The organism is Robertmurraya korlensis NBRC 107688 (genome assembly GCF_001591645.1).
Lineage (GTDB): Bacteria > Bacillota > Bacilli > Bacillales > Cytobacillaceae > Robertmurraya_A.
In genome coordinates this window covers 20,920-46,433 of sequence record NZ_BCVH01000030.1, presented here as the reverse complement: position 1 = coordinate 46,433, position 25,514 = coordinate 20,920, and the positions used below count along the sequence as shown (strand labels likewise).

Annotated in this window: 29 protein-coding genes; 7 read left to right on the top strand and 22 right to left on the bottom strand. The window is 39.1% G+C overall.

What is annotated here, in order from left to right:
- Positions 1–227 precede the first annotated feature (227 nt).
- The 6 genes from BKO01S_RS22135 to BKO01S_RS22110 form a co-directional block, all read right to left on the bottom strand.
- A complete protein-coding gene (locus BKO01S_RS22135) occupies positions 228–1,043 on the bottom strand; it encodes an undecaprenyl-diphosphate phosphatase (protein ID WP_066059743.1) in 816 nt (271 codons plus the stop codon).
- Positions 1,044–1,111: 68 nt separating this feature from the next.
- Positions 1,112–2,407: a hemolysin family protein gene (locus BKO01S_RS22130; RefSeq protein ID WP_066059741.1), complete on the bottom strand. Its 1,296-nt coding sequence runs from the start codon at positions 2,405–2,407 to the stop codon at positions 1,112–1,114.
- 53 nt (positions 2,408–2,460) lie between these two features.
- The gene (locus BKO01S_RS22125; protein ID WP_232311297.1) at positions 2,461–2,901 is read right to left on the bottom strand and encodes a MerR family transcriptional regulator; all 441 of its coding nucleotides are present in this window, start codon (positions 2,899–2,901) and stop codon (positions 2,461–2,463) included.
- Positions 2,902–3,042: 141 nt separating this feature from the next.
- Complete coding sequence (locus tag BKO01S_RS22120) at positions 3,043–3,588, bottom strand: cysteine hydrolase family protein (protein WP_066059739.1); 546 nt, start codon at positions 3,586–3,588, stop codon at positions 3,043–3,045.
- A gap of 42 nt (positions 3,589–3,630) precedes the next feature.
- Positions 3,631–5,016, bottom strand: coding sequence for a Na+/H+ antiporter NhaC (gene nhaC / locus BKO01S_RS22115; protein ID WP_066059738.1), 1,386 nt, complete (start codon positions 5,014–5,016; stop codon positions 3,631–3,633).
- 211 nt (positions 5,017–5,227) lie between these two features.
- A complete protein-coding gene (locus BKO01S_RS22110; RefSeq protein WP_066059736.1) occupies positions 5,228–6,079 on the bottom strand; it encodes a VOC family protein in 852 nt (283 codons plus the stop codon).
- Positions 6,080–6,293: 214 nt separating this feature from the next.
- Here BKO01S_RS22110 and BKO01S_RS22105 point away from each other — a divergent pair, with 214 nt between their 5' ends.
- Positions 6,294–6,596, top strand: a complete 303-nt coding sequence (locus BKO01S_RS22105) for a winged helix-turn-helix transcriptional regulator (protein WP_066059733.1) — start codon at positions 6,294–6,296, stop codon at positions 6,594–6,596.
- A 91-nt stretch (positions 6,597–6,687) separates the two neighbouring features.
- Here BKO01S_RS22105 and BKO01S_RS22100 read toward each other — a convergent pair whose 3' ends face one another.
- The 7 genes from BKO01S_RS22100 to BKO01S_RS22070 all read right to left on the bottom strand — a co-directional run bounded on the left by BKO01S_RS22100 (position 6,688) and on the right by BKO01S_RS22070 (position 12,471).
- Positions 6,688–7,200 (bottom strand): DoxX family membrane protein, encoded by a 513-nt coding sequence (locus BKO01S_RS22100; protein WP_066059731.1) that lies wholly within the window; start codon positions 7,198–7,200, stop codon positions 6,688–6,690.
- 194 nt (positions 7,201–7,394) lie between these two features.
- Complete coding sequence (locus BKO01S_RS22095) at positions 7,395–7,823, bottom strand: protein-tyrosine phosphatase family protein (protein WP_066059729.1); 429 nt, start codon at positions 7,821–7,823, stop codon at positions 7,395–7,397.
- A 322-nt stretch (positions 7,824–8,145) separates the two neighbouring features.
- A complete protein-coding gene (gene arsA, locus BKO01S_RS22090) occupies positions 8,146–9,912 on the bottom strand; it encodes an arsenical pump-driving ATPase (protein WP_066059726.1) in 1,767 nt (588 codons plus the stop codon).
- Between the two features lie 20 nt (positions 9,913–9,932).
- Entirely contained in the window at positions 9,933–10,286 is a 354-nt protein-coding gene (gene arsD / locus BKO01S_RS22085) for an arsenite efflux transporter metallochaperone ArsD (RefSeq protein WP_066059725.1), read from the bottom strand.
- Between the two features lie 89 nt (positions 10,287–10,375).
- On the bottom strand, positions 10,376–10,795 hold the full coding sequence (gene arsC / locus BKO01S_RS22080; protein ID WP_066059723.1) for an arsenate reductase (thioredoxin): 420 nt from the start codon (positions 10,793–10,795) through the stop codon (positions 10,376–10,378).
- A gap of 15 nt (positions 10,796–10,810) precedes the next feature.
- The gene (locus BKO01S_RS22075; protein ID WP_066059721.1) at positions 10,811–12,109 is read right to left on the bottom strand and encodes an arsenic transporter; all 1,299 of its coding nucleotides are present in this window, start codon (positions 12,107–12,109) and stop codon (positions 10,811–10,813) included.
- Positions 12,110–12,120: 11 nt separating this feature from the next.
- Entirely contained in the window at positions 12,121–12,471 is a 351-nt protein-coding gene (locus tag BKO01S_RS22070; RefSeq protein WP_066059719.1) for an ArsR/SmtB family transcription factor, read from the bottom strand.
- Positions 12,472–12,772: 301 nt separating this feature from the next.
- On the opposite strand from BKO01S_RS22070, the gene BKO01S_RS22065 reads away from it, so the two are divergent.
- The 5 genes from BKO01S_RS22065 to BKO01S_RS22055 all read left to right on the top strand — a co-directional run bounded on the left by BKO01S_RS22065 (position 12,773) and on the right by BKO01S_RS22055 (position 15,849).
- Positions 12,773–13,072 carry an ArsR/SmtB family transcription factor gene (locus BKO01S_RS22065; RefSeq protein WP_066059753.1) on the top strand — a complete coding sequence of 100 codons (300 nt, stop codon included), beginning with the start codon at positions 12,773–12,775 and terminating at the stop codon, positions 13,070–13,072.
- 74 nt (positions 13,073–13,146) lie between these two features.
- Entirely contained in the window at positions 13,147–13,311 is a 165-nt protein-coding gene (locus BKO01S_RS24500) for a hypothetical protein (RefSeq protein ID WP_157077435.1), read from the top strand.
- Between the two features lie 23 nt (positions 13,312–13,334).
- Positions 13,335–13,469: a hypothetical protein gene (locus tag BKO01S_RS25095; RefSeq protein WP_269748567.1), complete on the top strand. Its 135-nt coding sequence runs from the start codon at positions 13,335–13,337 to the stop codon at positions 13,467–13,469.
- 325 nt (positions 13,470–13,794) lie between these two features.
- The gene (locus tag BKO01S_RS22060; RefSeq protein WP_066059716.1) at positions 13,795–14,376 is read left to right on the top strand and encodes a TetR/AcrR family transcriptional regulator; all 582 of its coding nucleotides are present in this window, start codon (positions 13,795–13,797) and stop codon (positions 14,374–14,376) included.
- A gap of 30 nt (positions 14,377–14,406) precedes the next feature.
- Complete coding sequence (locus tag BKO01S_RS22055; RefSeq protein ID WP_066059752.1) at positions 14,407–15,849, top strand: DHA2 family efflux MFS transporter permease subunit; 1,443 nt, start codon at positions 14,407–14,409, stop codon at positions 15,847–15,849.
- 47 nt (positions 15,850–15,896) lie between these two features.
- On the opposite strand, the gene BKO01S_RS22050 is transcribed toward BKO01S_RS22055, so the two are convergent.
- Both BKO01S_RS22050 and BKO01S_RS22045 read right to left on the bottom strand, forming a co-directional pair.
- A complete protein-coding gene (locus BKO01S_RS22050; protein WP_066059714.1) occupies positions 15,897–17,240 on the bottom strand; it encodes an MFS transporter in 1,344 nt (447 codons plus the stop codon).
- 11 nt (positions 17,241–17,251) lie between these two features.
- Complete coding sequence (locus tag BKO01S_RS22045; RefSeq protein ID WP_066059712.1) at positions 17,252–18,364, bottom strand: 5-methyltetrahydropteroyltriglutamate--homocysteine S-methyltransferase; 1,113 nt, start codon at positions 18,362–18,364, stop codon at positions 17,252–17,254.
- A 139-nt stretch (positions 18,365–18,503) separates the two neighbouring features.
- On the opposite strand from BKO01S_RS22045, the gene BKO01S_RS22040 reads away from it, so the two are divergent.
- Entirely contained in the window at positions 18,504–19,415 is a 912-nt protein-coding gene (locus BKO01S_RS22040; RefSeq protein WP_066059710.1) for a LysR family transcriptional regulator, read from the top strand.
- A gap of 41 nt (positions 19,416–19,456) precedes the next feature.
- On the opposite strand, the gene BKO01S_RS22035 is transcribed toward BKO01S_RS22040, so the two are convergent.
- The 7 genes from BKO01S_RS22035 to BKO01S_RS22005 form a co-directional block, all read right to left on the bottom strand.
- Positions 19,457–19,924 carry a hypothetical protein gene (locus BKO01S_RS22035; RefSeq protein WP_066059709.1) on the bottom strand — a complete coding sequence of 156 codons (468 nt, stop codon included), beginning with the start codon at positions 19,922–19,924 and terminating at the stop codon, positions 19,457–19,459.
- A 115-nt stretch (positions 19,925–20,039) separates the two neighbouring features.
- The gene (locus BKO01S_RS22030; RefSeq protein ID WP_066059707.1) at positions 20,040–20,288 is read right to left on the bottom strand and encodes a GlsB/YeaQ/YmgE family stress response membrane protein; all 249 of its coding nucleotides are present in this window, start codon (positions 20,286–20,288) and stop codon (positions 20,040–20,042) included.
- Between the two features lie 57 nt (positions 20,289–20,345).
- On the bottom strand, positions 20,346–20,900 hold the full coding sequence (locus tag BKO01S_RS22025) for a thioredoxin family protein (RefSeq protein WP_066059705.1): 555 nt from the start codon (positions 20,898–20,900) through the stop codon (positions 20,346–20,348).
- Positions 20,901–20,986: 86 nt separating this feature from the next.
- Complete coding sequence (locus BKO01S_RS22020; protein ID WP_066059704.1) at positions 20,987–22,312, bottom strand: prolyl oligopeptidase family serine peptidase; 1,326 nt, start codon at positions 22,310–22,312, stop codon at positions 20,987–20,989.
- Positions 22,313–22,400: 88 nt separating this feature from the next.
- Positions 22,401–23,285, bottom strand: a complete 885-nt coding sequence (locus BKO01S_RS22015; RefSeq protein ID WP_066059702.1) for an AraC family transcriptional regulator — start codon at positions 23,283–23,285, stop codon at positions 22,401–22,403.
- A gap of 150 nt (positions 23,286–23,435) precedes the next feature.
- Positions 23,436–24,635, bottom strand: a complete 1,200-nt coding sequence (locus BKO01S_RS22010; RefSeq protein WP_066059700.1) for a response regulator — start codon at positions 24,633–24,635, stop codon at positions 23,436–23,438.
- Positions 24,636–24,648: 13 nt separating this feature from the next.
- On the bottom strand, positions 24,649–25,506 hold the full coding sequence (locus BKO01S_RS22005; protein WP_066059699.1) for a CheR family methyltransferase: 858 nt from the start codon (positions 25,504–25,506) through the stop codon (positions 24,649–24,651).
- Positions 25,507–25,514: the final 8 nt, after the last annotated feature.

Here is a 25,514-nt window from a genome sequence, read left to right as displayed (position 1 = left end):
ACCGTTCCTTTTGATCTTCATCAGCTCGATGAACTTCTTTTCCAACAGATTCACCGCTCCTTTTGATCTTCATCAGCTCGATGAACTTCTTTTCCAACAGATTCACCGCTCCTTTTGATCTTCATAAGCCCAATGAACTTCTTTTCCAACAGATTCACCGCTCCTTTTGATCCTCATCAGCCTGATGAACCTCATTGATCCAATATCCTTCTGTCTTTCAGATCCTATTATGAAAACTGGGCTAATACCAACACCAACGGTCCCACAATAAAACAGTAGTAAGCGAAATACTTCAGATTCCCTCGCTCCATAATCCCCATAAACCATTTTAATGAGAAATAGGATAACAGGAGTGACATCACAAACGCCACGAAATAAGGTATGAACATTTCTCCCAATTGCATGTCGCCAACTTTTAACACGATCGCTCCTAAGCTAACGGGAATATATAGAAGGAAGGAGAATCGTAAGGCTGTTTCTCTTTTCATCCCTATTCCCATCGCAGCAACAATCGTTGCACCCGAGCGACTTATTCCGGGAATTAACGCAACCGCTTGAGCGAACCCAACAATAAGCGCATCTCTAACCGTTAAGCCTCGGTCGCCTTTTGTTCCCTTAAGATTTCTAATCAACCATAGGGCTACTCCTGTTACTACTAAAGCTCCACCAATCGGAGCAATTCCTCTGAAATAACTAGAGATTGTATCTTCCAACAGGATCCCGATCACACCAGCAGGAATCGTACCAATGATTAAATAAACGATAAAAAGAAAATCATTCTTATCACTTGGATCCCTTTTAACCATATATTTGCTTCCGTTTTTCGCTAGTCTTATAAGATCCTCTCGGTAAATAAGTAATACAGCCAAAAGTGATGCAAAATTCATTAATACTTCAAAGCTAAAATCCCCTTCAGCCACTTGGATTCCTAAAAACTCTTGAACGAGCACCAAGTGTCCACTAGAGGAAACTGGAATAGGTTCTGTAAAACCTTGTAGCGCTCCTAAAAATGCATATTTTACTATGATTAATATTTCTTCCACCAACTCACTCCTTAATAAAAATTGAAAATAGACTTGGAAAGTAATCCAAGTCCTACACTATTATACTATTATGCTCTTATAATTTCTAAATATTGAATATGGTGTCCATCCTTCTTCTGGACTTTAAACACATATCCTTCCGCTTCTATTTCTGAGCCAATCTGTGATTCCATGTTCTGTGTCATGAACCACCCACCAATCGTATCCACATCCTCATTGGATAAGGATGTGTTTAACAGATTATTCACGTCTTCAACTAATAGTTTAGTATCGACGATATAGTGGTCTTCTTTCAATTTTCGAATGTCAGGTAGTTCATCTTCATCAAACTCATCGCGGATTTCCCCGACTATTTCTTCTAAGATATCCTCAACCGTTACAATACCAGATGTCCCACCATATTCATCTATTAATATCGCAATATGTGTTCTTTCTTTTTGCATTTTTACCAATAAATCGTGAATAGGAACCGTCTCAATCACACGAATGATCGGGTTAATATAATGCTGAACTTCAAAGCCCTCCCGTTTCTCTTCCTCTGAAATATCAGCAGTTAATAATTCTTTTACATTAATAAAGCCAACGATATTATCTTTATCACCGTTTTCAACCGGATAACGAGTATAGTTCTCTGACTTAATGGTTGCTAATATATTGGCATATGTTTCATCGATTGAAATAGAAACCATCTCTGTTCGAGGGACCATGATCTCTTTCGCAATTCTCTCATCAAATTCAAAAATATTATTCATGTACTTTAGTTCGTTTTTATTAATTTCTCCACTTTTATAACTCTCGGATAAAAGGATTCTTAATTCTTCCTCGGAGTGAGCTAATTCATGTTCAGAAGCAGGCTTTAATCCGAAAAGCCCCACCAGCTTACGTGCTGAACCATTTAAGAACCAGATAATCGGGTACATGATTCGGTAGAACCAAATGATCGCTCCAGCAAATAATAAAGTAACGGTCTCTGCTTTTTGGATCGCAAAAGTTTTGGGTGCAAGTTCACCTACAACCACATGTAAAAATGTAACTAAGGCAAAAGCAATTCCAAATGATAAAATTTCTGTCAAAGAAACATTTATATGGAAATGCTCAAATAATGGATGGAGTATTTTTTCAACCGTTGGTTCACCTAGCCACCCTAATCCCAAAGCAGTAATCGTAATCCCTAATTGGCATGCAGATAAATACTCATCTAAATGCGTCACCACTTTTTTAGCAGATAGTGCTCCCTTTTTCCCTTCAGCAATCAATTGATCAATTCTTGATACACGAATCTTAACAATAGCAAACTCTGTAGCTACGAAAAAAGCAGTTAAAGCAATTAATAAAGCAATCAAAAGTAAATTTACAGTCGTCAACGATCGGTCTTACTAAGTAAGACCTACACCTCCCAGTATAGTAAAACAAAAGTTTAATGTATTAATAACAAAAGTGTCTGTATTAATGAAAGACTCTCATTCGACACATTCTTTTTTATATTTTTTAAATCCTTTTGATCAAGATGAGCCAATACATCTGTGACCTCTTTCTCTAATCCTTGAATCTTCAATCTGAGTTCAAGAACATCGATCTCTTCTGCATCCTTTTCTACAACTGTTTCTTTTATTTTTTCAAGTGACATTCCGTCTTTTTTGCATTTTTCAATAAAATGAAGTCGCTCAATAGCAGACTTATCATAGTATCGATAATTTGAAGTGGAACGTTCTACTTTTAACAGTCCTAGATTGGTATAATGGTCAATGGTTCTTTTTGTAACCTTTGCTATTTCAGCTAATTCGCCAATTCTCAATTTCTCAGTCCCAATGGAGTCCCTCCAAACCGTCACGTGATAGTTATGAAATGAATTATACAATGAATCTCTCTCTATAACAACTTATACGTTTTATATGGAATAAAGTCACATAGAAAAACCCCCTATCTTCGGGGGCAAAATACTTATGATTGTAACAGTAACCTTCGAGTTATTGCTATATTTTCAGCACTAAGGAGCAAGCTATAAGATCTTTGCATTCATGCTTCCTTTAAAATGTCCTAACGCCCAATCATGTCCGGCTTGATTAAAGCTTGCAACAGCTTTTTCATGAATGACGATTTTAAAGCCCTTGTTATAAGCATCCACAGCTGTATGTAACACGCAAATATCTGTGCAAACACCCACTAAATGGACCTCTGTGATGCCGCGCTCTCTTAGCTTGATTTCTAGATCCGTCCCAGCAAAAGCACTGTAGCGTGTTTTATCCATCCAATACACATGTTCCTTCTCCTTGTACTGGAGATACAACGCGTTTAATGAACCATATAAATGCCTACCTTCTGTACCTTCGATATTGTGAGGAGGATACAGTTCGGTTTCTGGATGATAATGATCTCCCTCTTTATGCAGATCAATCGCGAACACCACATACTCGCCTTTGCTGATAAATTCCTCCGTTATCTTGGTGATTTCGCCTTCGATAGCTATTCCAGGCTCTCCACAAGGTAAAGCACCCACAACAAAATCATTCGTATAATCGATACTAATCAAAGCTCTCTTCGTCATCGTTTACACTCCTCAGGAATTAGTCGTATCCTCATTGTAAGGTTATTCTTCTACCTTTGAAAGCTTAAAACCAGTCATTCCAAATACCATGGTAATGATCGGACTCAACAAACAGAAGAACGTAAAAGGAAGATAAGATAATGTCTCTACCCCTAATACTCCCGTCAAAAAGACTCCACACACACTCCAGGGAACTAGTGGATTTACAACGGTCCCCGCATCCTCTAGAATTCTAGAAAGATTTTTTCCATGTAACCCCATCTTTTTGTACCTTTCCTTAAACGAACTTCCCGTTAGAAGGATAGAAAGGTATTGTTCCCCAACTAAGAAATTAATGGTGATGGCTGTTCCCGCTGTCCAAACTACTAGACTCCATACCTTATTTAACATTCCGCTTATCCCTGCAAGCAACGCTGGTAAGATACCAAGTTTAAAAAATAAACCACCCATGGCTAACGCTAAAAGGATAAGGGAAACAGAAAACATCATACTTTCCATCCCACCTCTAGAAAGCATCGAATCGATTTCCTCCACTCCTGTATTGGAAGAATATCCAGCAAAAAGCGTATTCATTAGTCCCTGAAGGCTGATCTCCTTCTGAGAAAATAACGTAACGATAAGGGAAGTGCCAATCCCAGATGCTAAAGTGATAATTGCCGGGACCTTTTTTATAGCTAACAGTGCTAACACGACAAATGGTAACAAGGAGTACCAATGAACAAGATCATTGTCTTTCAAACTTGCTTTTAAAAGATCTAAATTAGCAAAGCTTGCAGCAGATTCCGATGGTGACAAGATAACAAATAATAGAAAGGATAAAATAAACGCCGGGACCGTTGTCCAAGCCATATTTCTAATATGATCAAACAAGTCTACGTGAACAGTAGAAGATGCCAAAATGGTGGTATCTGATAGAGGTGACATTTTATCTCCAAAAAAGGCACCAGAAATCACGGCTCCTGCTGTTATGGCATCAGATAATCCCAGCGCGGTGGAAACACTCATAAAAGCAACTCCAATGGTTGCTGCAGTTGTTAACGAACTGCCGATACTCATGCCAATAATTGCGGTCACCGCAAATACAATGGCATAGAACCATTTGTCACTGACTACTTCAAGCGCTAAGTAGATAAAAGTAGGAATCGTTCCACTTTCCATCCAACTACTAATGAGCATTCCGATAAACAGAAAAATAAATACGGCCCCAGCTCCAGATTTAGCTCCATCAATGATCGCTTCTTCTAGTTCTTTAACGGAGACCTTCTTATAGATACCGTAAAGAAACAGTCCCATGATCGCTAAAACAATGGGAATATGAGGAACTGCACCAGCGAATATAAGAGAATAGCTAATTCCCCCAATAACGATCAAGGTGATAATAAACGCTTCTAACGGTTTTAATTTTTGTTCGCTTTGTTCTAGATTCATGATATTTTCCTCCAATAAGGTTTTGAACAATATAAATAGCCCTTACGTCAATAGGGACGAGGGTGCTCTGCGTTACTACCCTAATTCACATTCTACTATTTTACTTAAACGCTTTTTAGCATTAAAGTATGTTACTAATATAATAATTTCATAGGTTTCTGTCAAGTAAAAAAGCAGCGCATCCTTTATAGGAGTACACTGCATTTAGTCTTTATATTATTAATCGAATTCGATTTCCCGAAGGGTCTGCCGTAACAAACACGCCATTTTCCTCCGTAACCGTTACGCCCAATTCTTGTAACTGAGAAATGATCTGCTCTCTCTTTTCTTCGCTCGGAAACACCATTGTATAAGATTCCATGTCAACACTGTTTTCTGCAGCAGGCGGGGCACCTACACCATTCCAAGTGTTTAAGCCAATATGGTGATGGTATTTACCTGTAGAAATAAATAATGCCTGACCTCCATAACGAGTGACAACTTCGAAACCAAGTCCCCTTGTATAAAACTCTTCTGTTTTCTGTAACTCCGACACATGAAGATGGATATGACCCATAATCGTTCCAGCTGGCATTCCGTTCCACGCTTCGCCTTCTCCCTCAGTAAGAAGGCTGTCCGCATCTAACGCGACCGTGGCCATTTCTACTTCTCCATTATTCCAACTCCAACCAGAAGCAGGTCTGTCAGCATACACTTCAATTCCATTCCCATCTGGATCAGCTAAATAAATGGCTTCACTCACCAAATGATCGGATGCACCCTGTAATGGATAGCGTACCTGGAGAAAATGCTTTAATAATCTTCCTAAATCCGCACGTGTTGGTAAAAGTAACGCAAAGTGATACAGGCCTGTTGTTCTTCCTTGCTTTGGAACAACATCATCAGGCTGTTGAATAGTAACAAGCACTGTTTTTCCGTCTGCTGTGAAATCTGCGGTACTTTTTGTTTGATGTAATACCTGTAGACCGATAACCTCCTTGTAGAAGGTAAGCGACCGTTCCAAGCTTTCTACTTTTAAACTGACTTGGCTAATAAATGTATTTGGTTCACGATGAAATCCCATTTTACAGTCTCTCCTTTATATATCTTGTTGACCCCACCTTATGTTCTATGGCATTTACCTTATCATTTACTGTTTATCTAAATTAAATTTATAGTTACTTACTTTATGTAAGTTATTATATTTTTATAACAAACAAACGTCAAGTAAGTATTTTATAAAAAATAATTTAATTATAAAAAAAAGGGGGGTATAATAGAAGGAAGGAGTGATTGTCATGGATAAATCCATTTGCCCTAGATTTGAAAAGGCGATGAGTATATTAAGCCAAAGATGGACGGGTTTGATTATTTATCAATTACTAGGTGGCCCACAGCGCTTTTGTAGCCTAGAATCATCCATTGGTGTAAGTGGTCGTGTGCTTTCGGAGCGATTAAAGGATCTGGAGAATGAAGGTATTGTAAAGCGTGAAGTGTTCCCCGAAACTCCTGTTCGAATTGAATATTCACTAACTGATAAGGGAGTAGCCTTGGAGCCTCTTATGAGAGATATAGAAAATTGGTCACAGAATTGGATATAAGAAATGCGGAACTGACCGTTTGGCGACGTATGGACTGGACCGCTTCGACTGAGATAAAGGGCTGCAATCCTAAGATTGCAACCCTTTTTCATTAATTCGTTACTGCTTTAGTTTCTTTTCCTTTGTTTGTTAACTTACGTAAATATGGCAATGCGTAACGGTCTAGTCCGAATACACCAGCATTTGCACCGGCCGTAATGATTAAAACTCCCATTAAGATATCTGTAGGGTTATGGGAAACAGTACCCGCTAATAAAAATGAAAAATTCATAACCATTCCAAAGAAAGAAGCAGCTGTCGTTAAGCAACCTAAAATTAAACCTAAACCTACTAAAACTTCGCCCCACGGAACCATAAAGTTAAATAGCTCTACATTCGGTAAAGCGACACTTTCTAGGAATGAAGTATACGCACCATACACGGCACTTCCATCTGGCCCTGACACTGGATTTTTAATGGCATTTCCAATAAAACCACTTGCATCAAATGCCCCTCCGCTTATTTTTCCCCAACCTGCTGTTAAAAAGCCGTATCCTAGATACAACCGAATCACTGTCACAATCCCTGCTGCAAACTTATTAGTTCTCCACCATTTGTTAATCATATTATTGATCTTCCTTTCAAAATAAAATATATAATTTCTATATCCTAAGATTAACATTCTCAATTTCAAATATCATAACTTCGAGGTACTGTTCAAATTATTGCAACAAAGTTATGGATTTTTTGTGAATAACTTCACAAATTAATAAACATAAAAAATGCAGCCGACTACTAGTCAGGCTGCACTCTTTGCAATTATGCGTTTGGAAATATCATTTTCAAAGCTGCCTTCATCTCGGGCTTCACCTTAATTTTCGGGCGAATACCTTGAGCTATTTCTTCTGCTTTTTCAAGCTGTTCTGCTTGCCCCAATGCTAGTAATGTCCCTATTGCTATGGTACCTGTACGATTGCTGCCACCACCGCAATGGAAATACACTTTCTTTCCCTCATTGTAGGAAGAGATCACTTCATCAATTGCTTTTTTTACAGACTCTTCTTGATGTTCAGTATCATCAACAATGGGCTGATGAATTCGGTTATACTTTGACTCTTCTGTTGGAGCCTCCGCACGCAAATCATAGATTACATCAACCTTTTCATTCTCCATGACTTCGTCGACTTGGTCGGCTCCACCGATAAAAATTCGATCCTTGATTAAAGCTTGATAGTTTTTTTCACTCATGTGGGTTTTTCCTCCTGTTAGCAACAATCGCTTTCGTTTCCAACGAGGACAAAAGCGGTTCGCTCTTCGTTCAGTCCTAAAATAAGATCTCCAATATGATCCTCAATATGTGGATCAATGGCTACTTGAATGTCATTAATCGTTACTACTTTATCATTTTCTTCCGGCTCATCCAGAGCCAGTCCTACTTGTGGGCGTCCTCAGCCAAAGCCCGCAAAATATACACGAATGCCGTTGGCCGCTTGATCTGCAAATACTTGCTTTAATTGATCACGTGCATCATTAGTGATTTGCATCGTATTCATCCTCTCTCCTATATCTTTTACTTAACTAATGTTTTTAAGTGTTCGTAACCTGAGCGCTCTTCATTCATAAGTGGAACGATCGCACATTTTGAGGATATATCCTCTACCTTTTGAATCCACTGTTCTTCTGCTATAGCGCGTCCCCTTAACACCGGGTCCTTTGTGTCTGTTGCATATAAACTTTGGTTAATCACCCACCACTGTGGGAGAATCTCTGCTCTTTTTAAATCCTCTTGTAAACGTTGTGCTTCTAGTACGGGTGTTGCTTCCGCTAACGTCACAATGACAACCGCTGTTTCTTGATGATTTCGTAGTCTTGGTAAAAGTTTTTGAACGCTCTCCGGAACTTCTCCGGTTGATCGAGAAAGCTCTTTATGATACGACTGTGCCGCATCTAATAAAAGCAAGGTATGTCCTGTTGGAGCCGTATCAATGACAACGATTTCTTCCTTCGATCTGTCCACCACTTTGGCAAAGGCACGAAAAACAGCAATCTCCTCTGTACAAGGAGAATTTAAATCTTCCTCTAAATAAGCAAGACCTTCTTCATCCAAGTCCTTGCCAGCAGTCGATAACACTTCTTGCTTATACTTCTCGACCTCATGTTTTGGATCAATTCGACTAATGGTTAGATCGGGGTACTCCTGGTTATCAAATACGAACTCCAAATGGGCAGCTGGGTCTGTTGTTGTTACATGTACTTTATGCCCTTTTTCCACTAACCCAACTGCAATGGCAGAGGCGATTGTTGTTTTCCCTACTCCCCCTTTTCCCATCGTTAAGATGACGCGGGTTTGTTGAGCAGATAGGTCACTTACTAGCTTTTCTAAGTCTGGTAGTTTGTGTCCTTTTTCGCGCTCTCCCACTGGTTGGACAGGTGGAATGGAATAATGCTTCAATAGGTAACGTAAATTATCTAATCCTGTTAAAGAATACGAGACATACGGCAAGGAGTAAACGACCGCTTGCTTTAACTCGTCTGGTAACTGACTTACCGCATTTCTTTGCTTTTTATAAAAAGCCGTTGAAATTTTATCATCAGGAAAATACGTTTGCATAATCCCGTTGATGATTAACGCTTGATTTTGTATGCCAATGTCCTTTAATTCCTTTGCTGCCCGATTTGCCTCATATAGAGAGGATTCATCTGGTCTAGCAACAAGAATGAGCATCGTCTTAGCTGAATCAGATAACGATTGAACCGTTTTTACGTATAAATCCTTTTTCTCACCTAGCCCTGACAGTGGACCTAAACAGGAGGCACCATGAGTACTTTCCTCTAAAAAGCCACTCCAAGCGGTCGGCAATTGAAGCAACCGAAGCGTGTGGCCCGTAGGAGCCGTATCAAAGATGATATGGTCAAAGGCATTTACAATCGCTGGATCAGCTAAAAGACTAGTAAATTCATCAAATGCCGCAATTTCCACCGTACATGCCCCGGATAGTTGCTCTTCCATCGTTGCTACGACCGAATCAGGCAATACCCCACGATACGGTCCAACCACCTTTTCGCGGTAGGCTCTCGCCGCTTGTTCAGGGTCTAAATTACAGGCAAATAAATTCTTCACTTGTGGAATTTCTACTGGAGTATTTGTAAGTTCAAGTTCTAATACATCTTGAAGATTTGAAGCAGGATCCGTGCTTACAAGTAGAACCTTCTTCCCTTCATCTGCAAGCGAGACAGCCGTTGCACAGGCAGTTGACGTTTTCCCTACCCCACCTTTTCCTGTAAAAAACAGATAGGGCGTATGAACAGCACTTTTTGGATCAAATGGTTGGAACATCACCTTACACCTTCCATCGGTTAAATTAGGTTGATTTTATTGGTTACCTTCTTCTTCTCTAATTCTTTCATTTCAATACCAAACCACTGTGCAAGAAGTTCGTTTGATGGATAGCTGCCTGATTGAGTGACCTGTCCATTTACTAGCGTAATCGGTAGAGAGTCTGGACCCTTCTCATGCAAAAACTGATTTACTTTCGTATTTTCAGCAAACTTTCCAGGTTCACTCGCTAAGTTATACCTTTTAATGTCAAAGCCCTTTTTCTCTAAAATAAATATAGAAGTGGCCATTCTTGTTAATTCCGGATCAACACTTGGTCCACATACTCCAGTGGGACAGCATAGTGCGGGGTCAAAGATTTCTACTTTGGTCATTAGAAACACTCCTTTTAACGTTATAAGCATATACTTATATACAAGGTAGAAAACATCCCAGAGATGGTATCACCCCCGGGTTTTCAACCTTATTTACCTGTATCAGCAAAGGTTTTGATTCGATCGCCAATTTCATCACGAACACGTTGGAAAAATGCCCATTTTTCTTCGTCTGTTCCCTCTGCTTTAGCCGGGTCATCAAAGCCCCAATGCTCACGCTTTACATGTGGAGGAGTTACTGGGCAATGGTCTGCTGCGTGCCCACATAGTGTCACCACAAGATCGGCGTTATTTAAGATTTCAGGGTCAATCGTGTCTGAAGTTTGATTGGATATATCGATTCCTGCCTCTTGCATCGCCTTTACTGCATTTGGGTTCAAACCGTGTGCTTCAAGTCCAGCACTTTTCACATCCCACTCTTCACCTAAGTGCTTTTTTGCCCATCCTTCTGCCATTTGGCTTCTGCAAGAATTTCCAGTACATAAAAAGTAGATTGTTTTTTTCGTCATGATTAGATTCTCCTTTTAGTGAATGATTAGTAACCAAATATAGAGTCCAACTAGTGTAATGAATAATGTTGGGATGGTTAGAATGATACCTGTTTTAAAATAGGTGCCCCATGAAATTTTGACTCCCTTTTGTGATAGAACATGTAGCCATAAAAGGGTAGCAAGGGACCCTATCGGTGTAATTTTAGGCCCAAGGTCTGAACCAATTACATTCGCATAGATAAGTGCTTCTCGAATGACCCCCGTTGTATTTGTGTCAGCAATGGCTAATGCATCAATCATAACGGTAGGCATATTGTTCATCACAGACGATAAAATGGCAGCAATAAAGCCCATTCCAACAGTGGCTACAAACAAACCTTGATCAGCGGTCACCTGTATCAGGTCTGCTAATAAATTGGTTAACCCTACATTACGTAAACCGTAAACGACCACATACATCCCAATGGAGAAAAAGACAATGGCCCATGGTGCGCCTTTTACAACGGTTCGAGTGTTGACAGCTGGACTTCTTCTGCCCATAAAGAGGAAGAAAATCGCAACAATTCCAGCGACAATCGAAACAGGTATTCCTGTAAACTCACTCGCAAAATACCCAATGAGTAAAACCGCTAACACAACCCAAGAGAGACGGAACATCTTCTGATCACGTATCGCATCGACCGGTTTTTTCAGTTGCGTGAAGTCATAGGATTTAGGAATACTTTTTCGGAAATATAGATAAAGAACAAGAATACTCGCTGCTAACGAAAAGAAGTTTGGAACAATCATCCTTGACGCGAATTCAGCAAAACCGATGCCAAAAAAGTCAGCAGAAACAATATTCACCAGGTTACTAACGACAAGTGGTAACGAAGTGGTGTCAGCAATAAATCCACTCGCGATAATAAATGGAAACACCATACCCTCGTTAAATTGTAAGTTTCGAACCATCGCCAGGACGATTGGTGTGAGAATTAATGCCGCTCCGTCATTTGCAAAGAATGCGGCGACGATTGCCCCTAAAATGGAAACATACACAAACATGAGAACACCGTTTCCTTTTGCGGCACGAGCCATATGAAGTGCCGACCACTCAAAGAAACCAATTTCATCTAAAATTAAAGAAATGATAATAATAGCAATAAATGCTAGTGTCGCATTCCAGACGATGCTTGTTACATCAAGAACATCTTTAAAATCCACCACTCCAACAAGCAATGCCAGGATTGCCCCACCACAAGCGGACCAACCAATCGACAACCCCTTTGGCTGCCAAATAACTAAAACTAATGTCAGTAAAAAAATTACTGATGCTAAAACAATAGATGTCACAATGAACCTCCTTAATCACAACAAGAAATACGTAAACCTTGTTTTTCTAATTCATCCAATCTGTAGCCTTGATCTGGTAAAGATTTCAGCACATTTTTCAAGAACGGGTAATATTCACTTTCCTTATTTAAGGAATAAATTATCCACTGACCTCTTCTTGATTCCTTAACAATTCCCTTATCTTTCAGCTTTCTTACATGCTGGCTAATTGCAGGCTGACTTGTTTTAAACATTTCAACAAACTCACATACACAGCAATCATGAGAATCTAATAATTTTACCATTGTTAATCGTGTTTTATCTCCTAGTAGCTTTAAAACAGTAGCGATTTCTTCAATCTCAATGACAGATTCCTGTTGCATGAAAACACCTCCTAATTGGCCATTAGAATACGTTTATCTTTCCCAAATATTTGTTACTAATAAGCATATAATCGATTACTTATATAATAATACACTTATATGTATAGCTCAATAGGTTTTTTGTAAAGCCTTTGTAAAGGCAAAATAAAATCAATTTTTTTTGATTAAATCAGTTGCAATTTCCCTCTACTGGAATTATAATACAGTATATCAAGTATTTTTGATTAAAGGAGAACGGAAAGTGAAAAAGTTCATTCCGATAACGGACCTTACTCGTACAGACCATCCATCTAGTCAAGAAATTCCACTGCAAAGCACGCTTGAAACATACGAAGCAAAGTTTAAAGCCCTTGCAGATCAAAAACGTCTATACATCTTACACCTTTTGGTTCAACAAAATTCGAGCTGTGTTTGTGATTTGAGTGAGTTGATCGACATGCCGCAATCCAAGCTTTCGTATCACTTAAAAATTTTGCTTGATGCTGGTTTAATCACAAAAGAAACAAAAGGTACGTGGAGCTATTATCAAGTAAACACCGAAGAAATCAATCATCTACTGTCCCCTGAGCTTTGCTGCCTGTTTAGACCTAGCTGCTGTTAGGTTTTCTTTCAAAAGGTTAAATCAATTTTTTTTGATTAATACATCAATATATTTTGATTAAAGGAGACGATCATATGTTTTATCATGACTATCACGCAATCGCAAAGCTAAAGCAACAGGAAGTAGAAAGAAGTGCTAGACACGCCTGGAAGTTTTTCGAAAAAGAAGAATCGAAGAAAATCTCTATCCCTGCTCCTCGTAAAGATCCAAATTGCTGCGTCACACCGACTAACGCCTAATTTTGAAAGGAGGTGAATCCAAAATGAGCTTTTTAAAAAATCTTGTAAGAAACAATAAGAACTCAGATTGCTGTGGTGTGGAAATCAAAGAAGTTACTGAAAAAGATGAAAAGAATAGCGCTTGCTGTAGTGGATCCGATCAGACGAAGTGTTGCTAATGGCTGAATATATGTATGAAGGGATGATACGAATGGATTGTTCGTGTCATCCCTTTTTACGTTTCCTGCATTCGGACATTGCTCTCATGTTCCTTATTCACCTGTCTGAATCAATACTCCATTCGGATTCTCTTCTCCTTTTTCCCTTGACTCCTGTCCGAATCATGCATCGGTAATATCTTACCCCACCTGTACAAACATTCGCCGTCCACACTACAAACCAATAAGTTAACAACATATACAACTTAGTAATTGACATTACTCTAAATCATCACTATATTTATATAGACCAATCTCTATAATTTCTAAAAGGATGTATTCATACATGAAAATTAAAAAGGAACATACAAAAGAGATTATATTAAAAACAGCCACTCGTCTGTTTCAGACTCAAGGTTATAACGGAACGGGAATCAATCAAATTATTGAGGAGAGTGGCACACCAAAGGGATCCCTGTATTACCATTTTCCAAAAGGAAAGGAAGAGATTGCTTTAGAAGCGATTCACTTGATGAAGAAGCTTGTACTTGAGGCAGCTGGAAAAGATTTAGATTCTGCTGATGATGTGGTCAAAGCCTTTCAACAGCATGTGAAAAACATAGCGTTGTTCTTTGATACACAAGATCGGATGGAAGGATTAAAAATCGGCCTACTAGCTGCAGAAACGGCTAATACTCATGAAACACTTCGACTTGCTTGTGAATCAACCTTCAAAGAATGGCAGAATCTTTACGCTGAAAAGCTTGAACAAAGTGGCTACAAAACAACCAAAGCCCAAGAGCTTGCCGTTACCATCAATGCCCTGCTTGAAGGCGCAATCACGATATCATTAACTAATAAAAGCGGGGATACTTTGCGGATAATTGCTAATCAGATACCTGCTTTACTTAATCAAAAGCACCATTAGGAGGAAAAAAGAATGAATATCGACACTCAAATGAGTAAAACTCAAGGGGAAGAAACGGGTGAATATAAAGTCCTCCCGATTCTTGTCTCTTTCTTAATTGCTGGTTTTATCGGGTTGTTCAGTGAAACAGCCTTGAATATGGCATTAGGTAGTTTAATAGAAGACTTTGCTATCAAGGAAACAACGGTTCAATGGCTCACAACCGGCTACTTACTAACATTAGGAATTCTTGTTCCTGTGTCTGGTCTAATCTTACAATGGTTTTCTACAAGACAATTATTTATTGTATCTATAGCCTTATCGATTATCGGAACTTTTATCGCAGCCATCGCTCCTACCTTTGATTTATTAATGGTGGCTCGTGTGGTTCAGGCCATGGGTACTGCATTAATGCTACCATTAATGTTTAATACGATTCTATTAATTGTTCCGCCGTATAAGCGTGGGAAAATCATGGGACTGATGGGTCTAGTGATTATGTTTGCACCGGCTGTGGGACCAACCCTGTCAGGACTTATTCTAAAAACACTTTCATGGCATTGGATCTTCTGGGTTTCCCTTCCATTTTTAGTGTTCGCCCTTGTTTTCGGGATTGCCTTTATGCAAAATGTCTCCACCCCAACAAAACCTAAAATCGATATCCTTTCTATTGTTTTATCAACTATTGGATTCGGTGGAGTTGTTTACGGATTTAGTAGCGCTGGAGAAGGCGGTGGATGGGGAGATCCTACGGTCATTACCGCTATCTCAGCTGGGTTAATCGGATTGATTCTATTCTGTATTCGTCAAGCGAAAATGAGCCAACCGATGTTAAATCTTCGTGCATTTAAATACCCAATGTTTGTTGTTGGTTTATTATTAGTTCTGATTTGTATGATGGTTATTTTATCGTCAATGATTTTGTTGCCACTATACTTACAAACTTCTTTAGCACTAAGTACATTCGCAGCAGGTCTTCTACTTTTACCAGGTGGAATTATCAACGGATTATTGTCTCCTGTTATGGGTAGCTTGTTTGATAAATTTGGTCCAAAATGGTTAGTTATCCCAGGTCTAGTGATTGTTACTGGCTCATTAGTCGGTTTCTCAACGATTGATTTAGAAACGTCTTCTGCCTTTCTGATTGCCATGCATATTTTGATGATGGTTGGGGTTTCGATGATTATGATGCCTGCTCAAACAAATGGGTTAAATCAATTACCGCGTGAACTGTATCCTGATGGAACAGCGATTATGAACACCTTACAGCAGGTGGCCGGTGCCATTGGAACGGCCGTGGCCATTTCGATTCTCTCGTCTGGTATGGAAGATTACCTAATGAACGTAACGGATGCAGCGAATCCACTTAATTCATTACTAGCCTTTACCTCAGGAGTACAGGATGCCTTTGTTTTTGCGATTGTCATTGCTGTCATTGGGATTATCGTTAGTATCTTTATTAAAAGAGTTCATGTAGAGAATCAAGCTTCATAAAAAAAAGAAACAGAGCTAATTTTTTCCATTAGCTCTGTTTTTTAACTTTATGCACTCTTCTTTGTTGTTTTTAGTACCATGTCAAAACTACCGTATTTCTCTTGAACCGCTAAAAGGGCAAATCCTCCAATAATACTTGGAACGGCAAAGGCCATAAATGCCTGTTGTGGTTCCAAATTGGTCGTTAGCAAGAGACCAATGATAAGAGGGGCTAAAATCGCTCCAATTCTTCCAATCCCCACCGTTACACTAAGCCCTGTTGTTCGAATTTCCTGTGGGTAAAATTCTGAAATATATGGGTTCACTAAATTTTGCGTACCACCCGTACATGCACCACCAAGGGCAATTAATAGATATAATAGATACATATTTGACGTGATACTTAAAGAAGTAAAGCAAATCGCCCCTAGTAAAAACATAAATAGCAAGACCTTACGATGACCGACCCGATCCACTAAATACCCACCTAATAAGGATCCTCCTATTTGCCCGACACCTAACACGAGGCTAAAGGATAAGCTTGACGTAATTCCATAACCAGACCCTTGCATGATTTTTGGTAGCCATGTGTTTAAGCCATAAATCATAAGAAGACAGCTAAACACCATTGTCCAAAAAGCCAATGTACTAACCACACGATTGTCAGTGAATAGTTTTTTTGCAGGTAAGCCTTTAGCCCGCTCTTTCACAGCCACATACTCAAAATCGTCTGTCGCTTGATAATTCCCTGTCGGATTCACTTTGTTTAGGATGCTCGCTATCTTTTCCCCTTGATTACGGAGTATAAGATAGGAAAGTGATTCCGGAAATTGCTTAAGAAACAATGGCAGCGTCAGTAAGGGAATAATTCCTAGCCAATATAAAAATCTCCAGCCTAAACTTTCCATCACATACATACCGATAAGTGATGCTATTATAGCCCCAATGGAATATCCGCAGTACATAGCAGCAACAATCATTGCTCGTCTTTTCTTAGGTGAATATTCAGTCATAACCGCAATCACTGCTGGCATTAGCCCCCCCATCCCAAGGGCAGCGATAAATCGCATAATTGTAAAGGTAAGTGAATCGGGAGCTAGGCCAGCCAATAAGGAAAATACACTGAATAAAAGCATACATATGGCTAATATTCTTTTCCGCCCAATAATGTCAGACAATGAGCCAAGGATGAAGGATCCAAGCATCATCCCTACTAACGTGTAGCTGCCAATCGCTCCAGCCTCGACAAGGGATAAATCATAGTCCTCCATCATTAACGGTAATCCGATCCCGTATAAAGCAATATCAAACCCATCAAAGGCGATGGCATAAAAACACCATAGAAATACAAGTAAATGAAATCTATTGAACTTACTTTCGGCAACGACTTGGGATGTGTGAACGATACGCATTTATTCCCCTCCTATCTCCAAACTTCTTTAGAGATTTCAACAACATGCTGAAGCTTTGACCATTGTTGCTCCTCAGTTAATAGATTCCCTTCCTCTGTTGACGCGAACCCACATTGAGGACTCAAGCATAGTTGGTTTAAATTAACGTATTGTGATGCCTCTTCAATGCGTTTTTTAATAACGTCCTTGTTTTCTAGTTCTCCAAACTTGGAGGTTACCAAACCTAAAACGATTTGTAGATTCGGCCTGTTTACAAAACGAAGTGGTTCAAATCCACCTGAACGATCGTTGTCGTATTCTAAAAAGAACCCATCAATATTCAAGTGTCCGAATAGTTGTTCAGCAACCGGTTCGTATCCACCAGAAGAAATCCAAGTCGAGCGGAAATTTCCACGACAAATATGCATCGTTATTTTAAGATCATCCGGTCGATCTGCTACGGCTGTGTTTAATGTCTGTAAATACATCTTAACTAAGTACTCAGGATTAAATCCTTTTGCGCGGAGCTGCTCCTTTTGTTCCTCTGAACATAAATAAGCCCAGGATGTATCATCTAACTGTAAGTAACGGCATCCAGCGTCGTAGAAGGCTTGAATCCCTTTTTTATATGTAGCTGCTAAATCAGCAAAAAACTCTTCCTCATCTGGATAAACAGAAGAGTCCACTTCTCCACGGAAATGAAGCATGCTTGGACTTGGAATTGTAAACTTGGCCGTAGCGTCTCCCGCTACCTGGTGAAGATACTGATAGTCTTCAAGCATCGGATGCTGTCCGAAATCTAATTTACTAGTTACTTTAATAGCACGAGACTTGGTTTGTGTTTGATGAAATTGAATTCCGCTTCCTGCCCAAAAACCTTCCACACCGACTAAATTTTCCAAGAAATCAAAATGCCACCAAGCTCTTCGAAACTCTCCATCTGTCACAGCCTGAAGGCCGATTTTCTTTTGTTTATCTACGATTCTAGCAATTTCTTTATCCTCGACCTTTCTTAATTGTTCAAATGGTATCTCCCCAGCAGCTCTCTGTAATCGTGCTGTTTTAATGGCATCTGAACGTAATAAACTTCCCACTTGATCGGCACGGAAAATCGTTTGATTCTTTCCCTTGGTTTCTACTGTCATTCTATTCCCTCTTTTCTGTTTTTCTAATATTTGTATGCTAACACGATTTTCGTGCTATAGTGTAACTGATAAAAGGAATCGGTTGTTATAACTAAAAGTTATAACACCAGGAATACATAGAAGAAAATGGAGAATAAAGATGAAGTTACAGCAGCTAAAATATGTGATAGAAGTGGTAGCCTGTGGTTCGATTAACGAGGCTGCACGTAGACTATATGTCTCGCAACCTAGTTTATCAAAAGCTATTAAAGAGCTTGAACAGGAATTAGGGATTATCATTTTCACTCGTACTTCTACAGGAATTACTCTCTCCACAGATGGAGCTGAGTTTCTTGGATACGCTAGGCAAGTGGTGGAGCAAGCGGAACTCCTAGAGCGCCGTTACTTTAATACGGCCCCATCCGAACAACTCTTTTCCGTTTCTACCCAGCATTATGCTTTTGCCGTGAACGCATTCGTAGGTATGATTAAGAAACATGGCGAAGATAAATACCAATTTACATTAAGGGAAACCAGGACCTATGAAATCATTGAAGACGTCAAAAATCTAAGAAGCGAGATAGGAATCTTGTATGTGAGCTCATTTAATGAAAAAGTGATGTTGCAATTGCTTAAGGAGCAAGGATTAGATTTCCATGTTCTTTTTGAAGCCAAGCCCCATATATTTGTCAGTTCTCAAAACCCGCTTGCTAAAAAAGCATCGGTCACGTTAGAAGAGTTAGAGGAGTTCCCACGCCTTACATTTGAACAGGGAGAGTATAACTCGTTTTATTATTCGGAAGAGATTTTTAGCACCCTTCCTTGTAAAAAAAGCATTCAGGTTAGTGATCGAGCCACCCTCTTTAATCTGTTAATCGGGTTGAATGGATATACGATATCTACTGGAATTTTAAGTGAGGATTTAAACGGATCCAACATTGTATCTGTCCCCCTTGAAGAAGGTGAACTCATTACAGTCGGCTGGGTGGTCAATAAAAAAACACAACTTAGCCGAATAGCTAAATTGTATTTAGAGGAATTAAAGCAAATCATCGATTACTATATGGCATGACATAGGAAGGGGATGGAATCACTCCCCTTCTTTCTTAGAGATTAGCGTCTTCGTCTGTATTTTTCAGTTAAGTACTGTACGGCATACAATAAATACGCTTTAAAATGAATATAGAAGAAAAATTGAGTACGATTAAGTCCATTCAAACTGATGATTTTACATTTCTTTAGTACATCCATTACCACAAAAGCAAATAGTCCATCAGCAATTACATTGAGTAACAGAAATTTTTTGAAATTCCCATACGAATGCTTGAGTAACCACATAGAAAGAGGCATGTAAGGACCAATACTAAAAGGAAGTTCATCCTTAAAAAAGGATTTATACCCATCATAAAACTTCCACCAGTTCCTCCTGTGCCCGTAAATATGATTAATGATTTCAAAGCCGACAATAAATAACCCCGCGAAAGAATAACGCTTGAAGCTCTTCTTCCCTATAAATAATAACGACAACCATGGAATGGCTATGATTGATAGATTAAATAGAAAATGCCTCCTCTTAATCATGTAACCCTTTCACCTCAGCTATTTTTACGTATTTATATTAAGTTGTCCAAATTCCACAATTAAATCCATCTTTTAGCAAATAAAAAAGACAGCCCTTAAGACTGTCTTCATTACTTTATTTCGAAATCATTTTCGCTATAGCCCGCCATAGTAAGATAAACAAAATACTACCGATTAAAGCTGGTACTATGGCAATACCAGCTAAAGATGGTCCCCATGCCCCAAGAAGCATTCCACCAATCCAAGCACCTACGATTCCGCAGATAATATTCCCAATTACACCATAGGGGAGATTGTTTCCAGAAATCAAACTAGCTAACCATCCGATGATGCCGCCTACAATCAAGTAAAGAAGTAATCCCATATGTGTCCTCCTTTGTGATGGTAGTAGACTAGTACCCGGTTGATTAACAGAGTAAACTTATATAATTTCTAATACTTTTCCTTTAAAGCTTTCATACACGTATGACCAAAGGCTGTGATTTTCCACATAGCTTTTTCTCAATGCGTCAAAGACTTCTTTTTGTTTTTCCGCAAAAGTTGGATCTTCTTTGGCTGGCAGGGTGGCACGTAGCTCATCAACCATTTGTTGAACTTCAGGTGCTCGTGGTCCCCATTTACCCACTAGCTCACCTTGCTCATTTAGAATCAAAATCATAGGGATCGCACGTCCGCCGTTTGTTAGGTGTCGGTCAATCAAATCGGTGTCAGCGTCACGTAAGGTGACACGCATATCAATGTTTGCCGCTTCGGCTAGCTTACGAATGACCGGATTGATCATCATGGCATCTCCACACCAATCCTCCGTTATCGTCAAGAAATGAAGAGATTGTTGTTGTAATTGTTCCACAAAACCATCTTCAGGCAATTGAAACTGCTCATAGACAGTAAAGCTTTCTTCTTTCAAAGTACTCATTTCATCCATATACAATTGGATGGACTTACCTTCTTCAAAATACTGTTGCTCGCTTTTCATATAAGCACCTCACTCTTTTTCTATGTTCTAATATACCAAATAAAAGCAGTGTGATTCCTGTCAGAAGCACACTGCTCTCATCAAATTTATTTTGATTGACTTGCAAGCCATTCCATGACTGTTACTTCTTTTCCATCGATTACTTTCGATACGTCGTTATTGTACACGTAAATCCATGACCAATGTCCGTTGTACTCGTAAGGTGTTCCGTCTTCATTTTTGTACAACCCAGATGTATCTACCACGTTATCGAATAAAGATAAATGTACATTAGGAGCTCCCGCTTCAACTAAGCGCTCATATGTAGGAACTGTATATTTATTTACTGGTACAATCGGATCGTTTGCAGCTGTAACAAACCAAGTGGGTACGTTTTTCATTTTTTCAATTTGCTCATCCGTAATAAGGTTATCATCTAGTGCTTCGCAAGTTGGAAGGGCCGCTGCGAAGTATTCTGGATAATCACGAATCATGAGCATCGTCATGTATCCACCGTTTGAATCACCACCGATGTAAATACGGTCGGTGTCGATGTCTTTATTGTTAGAAACATAGTCTTCAATCAAGCTCATTAATGCACCTTCATATTTTGACGTTCCATCGCCAAAGCCCGTCTCGCCAGCCATCCAGAACGTTGGTGTTTGAGGTGCTAACACATACGCTCCACCAAAGTAGGATTGAATGTCATCAGAAGCCCAGTTCACAGCCTTGTTTCCTGAAATTGGAATCGTTGGATCTGTGCCACCTTCACCTGCACCATGTAGCCAGATGACTAGAGGATTTTTCTTGTTATCCTTCTTCGGCTCAAAATCCGCATACGTTAGTGTCACATCGTCATAGGTAGCTTCACCGGTAGAGAATTCATCAACCAGCTCTTTTACTCCACCCGAGAATGTATCAATCGTTAAATCGGAAATTTTCCCCGCTGGTGTGCTAATAGCTTCTTGCTGTTTGATTGTGTATTCATTATCCGTCCAATTATTAAACCCTGTTGTCTGCCAATCGTAATTCATTGCAATGCTTAACGGGACATTCGGACCGATTTTCATTTCTAACACCACGTATTTCCCTGTAGCAACGGCTGGATTCCCGTCTTTATCAGCTACATATGCATGAGTAATTTCACGTTCACCTTGGTATAACAATGGCTTAGCTAAACGAGGATCGCTAATTTTTACATGTACATCAAACGTGTCTGGTGATACGGAGTTAACTGGAACAGGTCTCCCTAAATCGACAATCACCTTCGTAATGGCCGGACCCCAATCTTCAATTTCAGTAACTGTTTGATAAGAGGTTGGTTGTGTTTTCATTTCCTTCGCCATCACCCCATTACTAAAAGAAAAAGCTGTACATGCTACTAGAGATAACAAAAACGTCTTCCTTGCGTGTTTCTTCATTCTTTTTAACAATGACAATTCCTCCTACAAATCGTTTAATTAAAACGCTTACAAATTTGATTTTAGTAGGAATCGGAAATTTCGTCTTGTCATATTCTAGCTAAAAAAACGTCAATTCTTGATTAGGTACTTTTGACTCCCTGCGATATTGACTAGGTGTAAGCTTATAAACCGACTTAAAAACTCTATTAAATGACTTCTCATTCGGAAAGCCATTTTTCAAAGCAATTTCTAGTATAGATAGGTCGGTATTCACTAGGTCCCGGTGTGCATGTTCAAGGCGAACCGCATTGATATAATGCAGAATCGTTACACCGATATGCTTCGTAAAAAACCGGGATAAATATTCTGAAGTGATTCCAAATTCATCGGCAATCATTGATAGAGATAGTTTCTGTTGATAGTTTTCCTTAATAAAATCAAAGATCTGTGCCAATCGGTCCAGATGCCTTTTCGAATGGATAACAAGTTGGCTATCTTTAGGTACTTGAAAATGCTTCAGTAACACGTATAGTAATTCATACGATAACGCTGTTAGCTTTACATAAGAAAAATGATCACTTTCTTTGTTCACGTAGGTGTCAGTCATTTTATCTAAAATCATACGTAACTCTTGAAACTGCTTGAGTCGTTCTTCATCCTGTTCTCCGATTGAGACACAGTCAAAAGCGATATCATCTATTTTTAGGCCCTTTTCCTTTAACAATTCTGGAGGAATAAAGACCGTCAAAGCTCTCCTCCCTGTACCTCTTTCGACCGTAAAAGAATGGATGGAATTTGAGTTAATAACAACTATGTCACCTTCACGGGAGGAATACGTTCTTCCGTCTACATAAATATCGTCAATCGTCCCTGATAGCACATATGAGATTTCAATGCTCTCATGCCAATGGTTTGGAATATAAACTGCTTCATCGTAGGAGTGGTAAATGATTTTTACTGGTAAGAGTTCTTCGGTTTCAATCCATTCATACGCGTATTCCATCTAAGTCCCCCTCAATGCATAAAAAATACAAAAACCTAAATAAGACTGTCTATCAAAAGACTTTCTTATTTAGGTTTCGCTTGAAGGCTGGAAAAATCCTTTTTTAAGAGACTAAGATTTTACTATTATAATAGGGATATCTCTAGGTTCTTACTTTGCGTAGAGTGGTGTCGGAACGTAAGCATCTAATATAATCTCAACCTTCGTTCCTTTTCCCACTTCACTTTCTATGTTCATAACCCCTTTATGACTCTCAATAATACTTCGGCAGACCATGATTCCTAAACCGGTTCCCTCCTCCTTTGTTGTAAAGAAAGGCTGTCCAATTTTCTCCAAAACCTCGCTAGGAATTCCTTTGCCTTGATCAATAAACTCAATATGTACTTTCTCATTTCTCTTCGTTAAATGGACAGTAATCATTCCACCATCCGGCATCGCTTCAATAGAATTTTTAAAAATATTTACAAATACCTGCTTCAACTTATTCTCTAATCCAAAAGTGAGAATCGGTTTATTTATTGTTGTTTCCAAACTAATCGTCACACCATGCAGATTCGCTTGGGCACTCATAAAGGTAACAATGGTCTCAAGCAACTCAAGTAACTCCACTTCACGGAAGTCTACTTTATTTGGTTTTGCTAATAACAATAACTCCCCAACAATCGTATTGATTCGATCAATTTCCGTAATCATAATTGGGAGATATTCTGATTTTAGATCGGTTTGGAATTCCAGCAACTGAGTGAAGCCTCTCAAACTGGTAAGAGGATTTCTGATTTCATGTGCAATTCCTGCGGCCAATTCGCCTACTACCGTTAGTTTTTCAGACTCTTTAATGAACTCTCGACTTTTTAATAATTCAGTTGTTCTTTCTTGTACCAATCCCTCTAACTGATCGTAAGCAGCTTTTAACTCTTCTGCTTGCTTCTTTATTAATTGGTTTTGGTTCTGTACTTGTTTTTGAATGTTATAGATCTTTACAAAACCTTCTACCTTACTTTTTAAAACAATAGGTGAAAATGGCTTAAAAATATAATCAATGGCTCCTACAGCATACCCCTGACTCACGTGCTGCTGTGTTTGACTTAATGCTGTAATAAATATAATCGGAATATCCTTTGACTTTTCTCTTGCTCTTATTAACTTAGCTGTTTCAAATCCATCTAAACCTGGCATTTGTACATCCATTAGAATCACCGCAAAATCCTTTTGCAAGATACATTTCAACGCTTCCTCTCCTGATGTAACACTTAGTAAAGAATAGTCTGAAGAAGCTAAAACAGCCTCAAGAGCTAACAGGTTTTCCGGACGATCATCTACTAATAAAATATTTACTTTTTCCTTTTCCATATCACTAACGCCCTTATAGTTTCATTTTTTGATAGATTTTTTCATTCGAATCAATCTCTTGATAAAATTGATTAAACTTTGTATAGGATATCGACTCTCTATTACCTAACCCGAGAAAGCCAGACGGAGCTAGGCTTTCAAACATCAAATGATGTACCCGATCCTGAAGATCTCGGTCAAAATAGATCATGACATTGCGGCAAATAATGACATGAAACTCATTAAAGGAGCTATCTGTTACCAGATTGTGTTGAGCAAAGATGATATTTTCCCGTAAAAAGGGGTGAAACTCAACCTCCTCAGATACAACCTTATAATACTCTGAAAAAGCCTGCTTTCCACCAGAGGCAACATAATTACTGGTATATCCCTGCATTTTATTCAGTGGAAAACGCCCTAACTTTGCCTTCATAATGACGCGCTCATTCATATCCGTAGCATAAATTTTTGCTTTCTTTAATAGACCCTCTTCATGCAATAGAATCGCCATAGAATAAGCCTCTTCTCCCGTTGAACAGCCAGCATGCCAAATGCGAATAATCGGTACTTCCTTAAGAACAGGGGCCACTCTCATTCGAAATGCCTTGAAAAAGTCAGGATCGCGGAACATTTCCGTGACATTAATAGAGAGGTCTGAAAATAACTTATCCATCATCTGAGGTTCACGAAGCACCCTGTCAAGTAAGGAGGTAACTGATGTTAGCTTTTCTAATTGAATACGATGCCATATTCTCCTTCGTACACTCGAAAAATTATAGTTTCTAAAATCCAGTCCATAATGACGATAAATCCCTTCTAACAGAAGCTCAATTTCTAGTTTTTCCAGTTTGCTACACTCATTAGTCTCCACTGGTTGATAGAGTTGTTCCATATTTTCAC

Coding starts and splice junctions, on each gene's coding strand:
- BKO01S_RS22010 (WP_066059700.1), bottom strand. CDS start 24,635: ATGGAAAAGGAAAAAGTAAATATTTTATTAGTAGATGATCGTCCGGAA.
- arsC (WP_066059723.1), bottom strand. CDS start 10,795: ATGACGAAAAAAACAATCTACTTTTTATGTACTGGAAATTCTTGCAGA.
- BKO01S_RS22050 (WP_066059714.1), bottom strand. CDS start 17,240: ATGCGTATCGTTCACACATCCCAAGTCGTTGCCGAAAGTAAGTTCAAT.
- BKO01S_RS22100 (WP_066059731.1), bottom strand. CDS start 7,200: ATGATTAACAAATGGTGGAGAACTAATAAGTTTGCAGCAGGGATTGTG.
- arsA (WP_066059726.1), bottom strand. CDS start 9,912: ATGTTCCAACCATTTGATCCAAAAAGTGCTGTTCATACGCCCTATCTG.
- BKO01S_RS22005 (WP_066059699.1), bottom strand. CDS start 25,506: ATGGAACAACTCTATCAACCAGTGGAGACTAATGAGTGTAGCAAACTG.
- BKO01S_RS22120 (WP_066059739.1), bottom strand. CDS start 3,588: ATGACGAAGAGAGCTTTGATTAGTATCGATTATACGAATGATTTTGTT.
- BKO01S_RS22045 (WP_066059712.1), bottom strand. CDS start 18,364: ATGACAGTAGAAACCAAGGGAAAGAATCAAACGATTTTCCGTGCCGAT.
- BKO01S_RS22035 (WP_066059709.1), bottom strand. CDS start 19,924: ATGATTAAGAGGAGGCATTTTCTATTTAATCTATCAATCATAGCCATT.
- BKO01S_RS22040 (WP_066059710.1), top strand. CDS start 18,504: ATGAAGTTACAGCAGCTAAAATATGTGATAGAAGTGGTAGCCTGTGGT.
- BKO01S_RS22025 (WP_066059705.1), bottom strand. CDS start 20,900: ATGAAAAGCGAGCAACAGTATTTTGAAGAAGGTAAGTCCATCCAATTG.
- nhaC (WP_066059738.1), bottom strand. CDS start 5,016: ATGAATCTAGAACAAAGCGAACAAAAATTAAAACCGTTAGAAGCGTTT.
- arsD (WP_066059725.1), bottom strand. CDS start 10,286: ATGACCAAAGTAGAAATCTTTGACCCCGCACTATGCTGTCCCACTGGA.
- BKO01S_RS25095 (WP_269748567.1), top strand. CDS start 13,335: ATGAGCTTTTTAAAAAATCTTGTAAGAAACAATAAGAACTCAGATTGC.
- BKO01S_RS24500 (WP_157077435.1), top strand. CDS start 13,147: ATGTTTTATCATGACTATCACGCAATCGCAAAGCTAAAGCAACAGGAA.
- BKO01S_RS22105 (WP_066059733.1), top strand. CDS start 6,294: ATGGATAAATCCATTTGCCCTAGATTTGAAAAGGCGATGAGTATATTA.
- BKO01S_RS22055 (WP_066059752.1), top strand. CDS start 14,407: ATGAGTAAAACTCAAGGGGAAGAAACGGGTGAATATAAAGTCCTCCCG.
- BKO01S_RS22060 (WP_066059716.1), top strand. CDS start 13,795: ATGAAAATTAAAAAGGAACATACAAAAGAGATTATATTAAAAACAGCC.
- BKO01S_RS22015 (WP_066059702.1), bottom strand. CDS start 23,285: ATGGAATACGCGTATGAATGGATTGAAACCGAAGAACTCTTACCAGTA.
- BKO01S_RS22095 (WP_066059729.1), bottom strand. CDS start 7,823: ATGAGTGAAAAAAACTATCAAGCTTTAATCAAGGATCGAATTTTTATC.
- BKO01S_RS22070 (WP_066059719.1), bottom strand. CDS start 12,471: ATGCAACAGGAATCTGTCATTGAGATTGAAGAAATCGCTACTGTTTTA.
- BKO01S_RS22030 (WP_066059707.1), bottom strand. CDS start 20,288: ATGGGATTACTTCTTTACTTGATTGTAGGCGGCATCATCGGATGGTTA.
- BKO01S_RS22110 (WP_066059736.1), bottom strand. CDS start 6,079: ATGGGATTTCATCGTGAACCAAATACATTTATTAGCCAAGTCAGTTTA.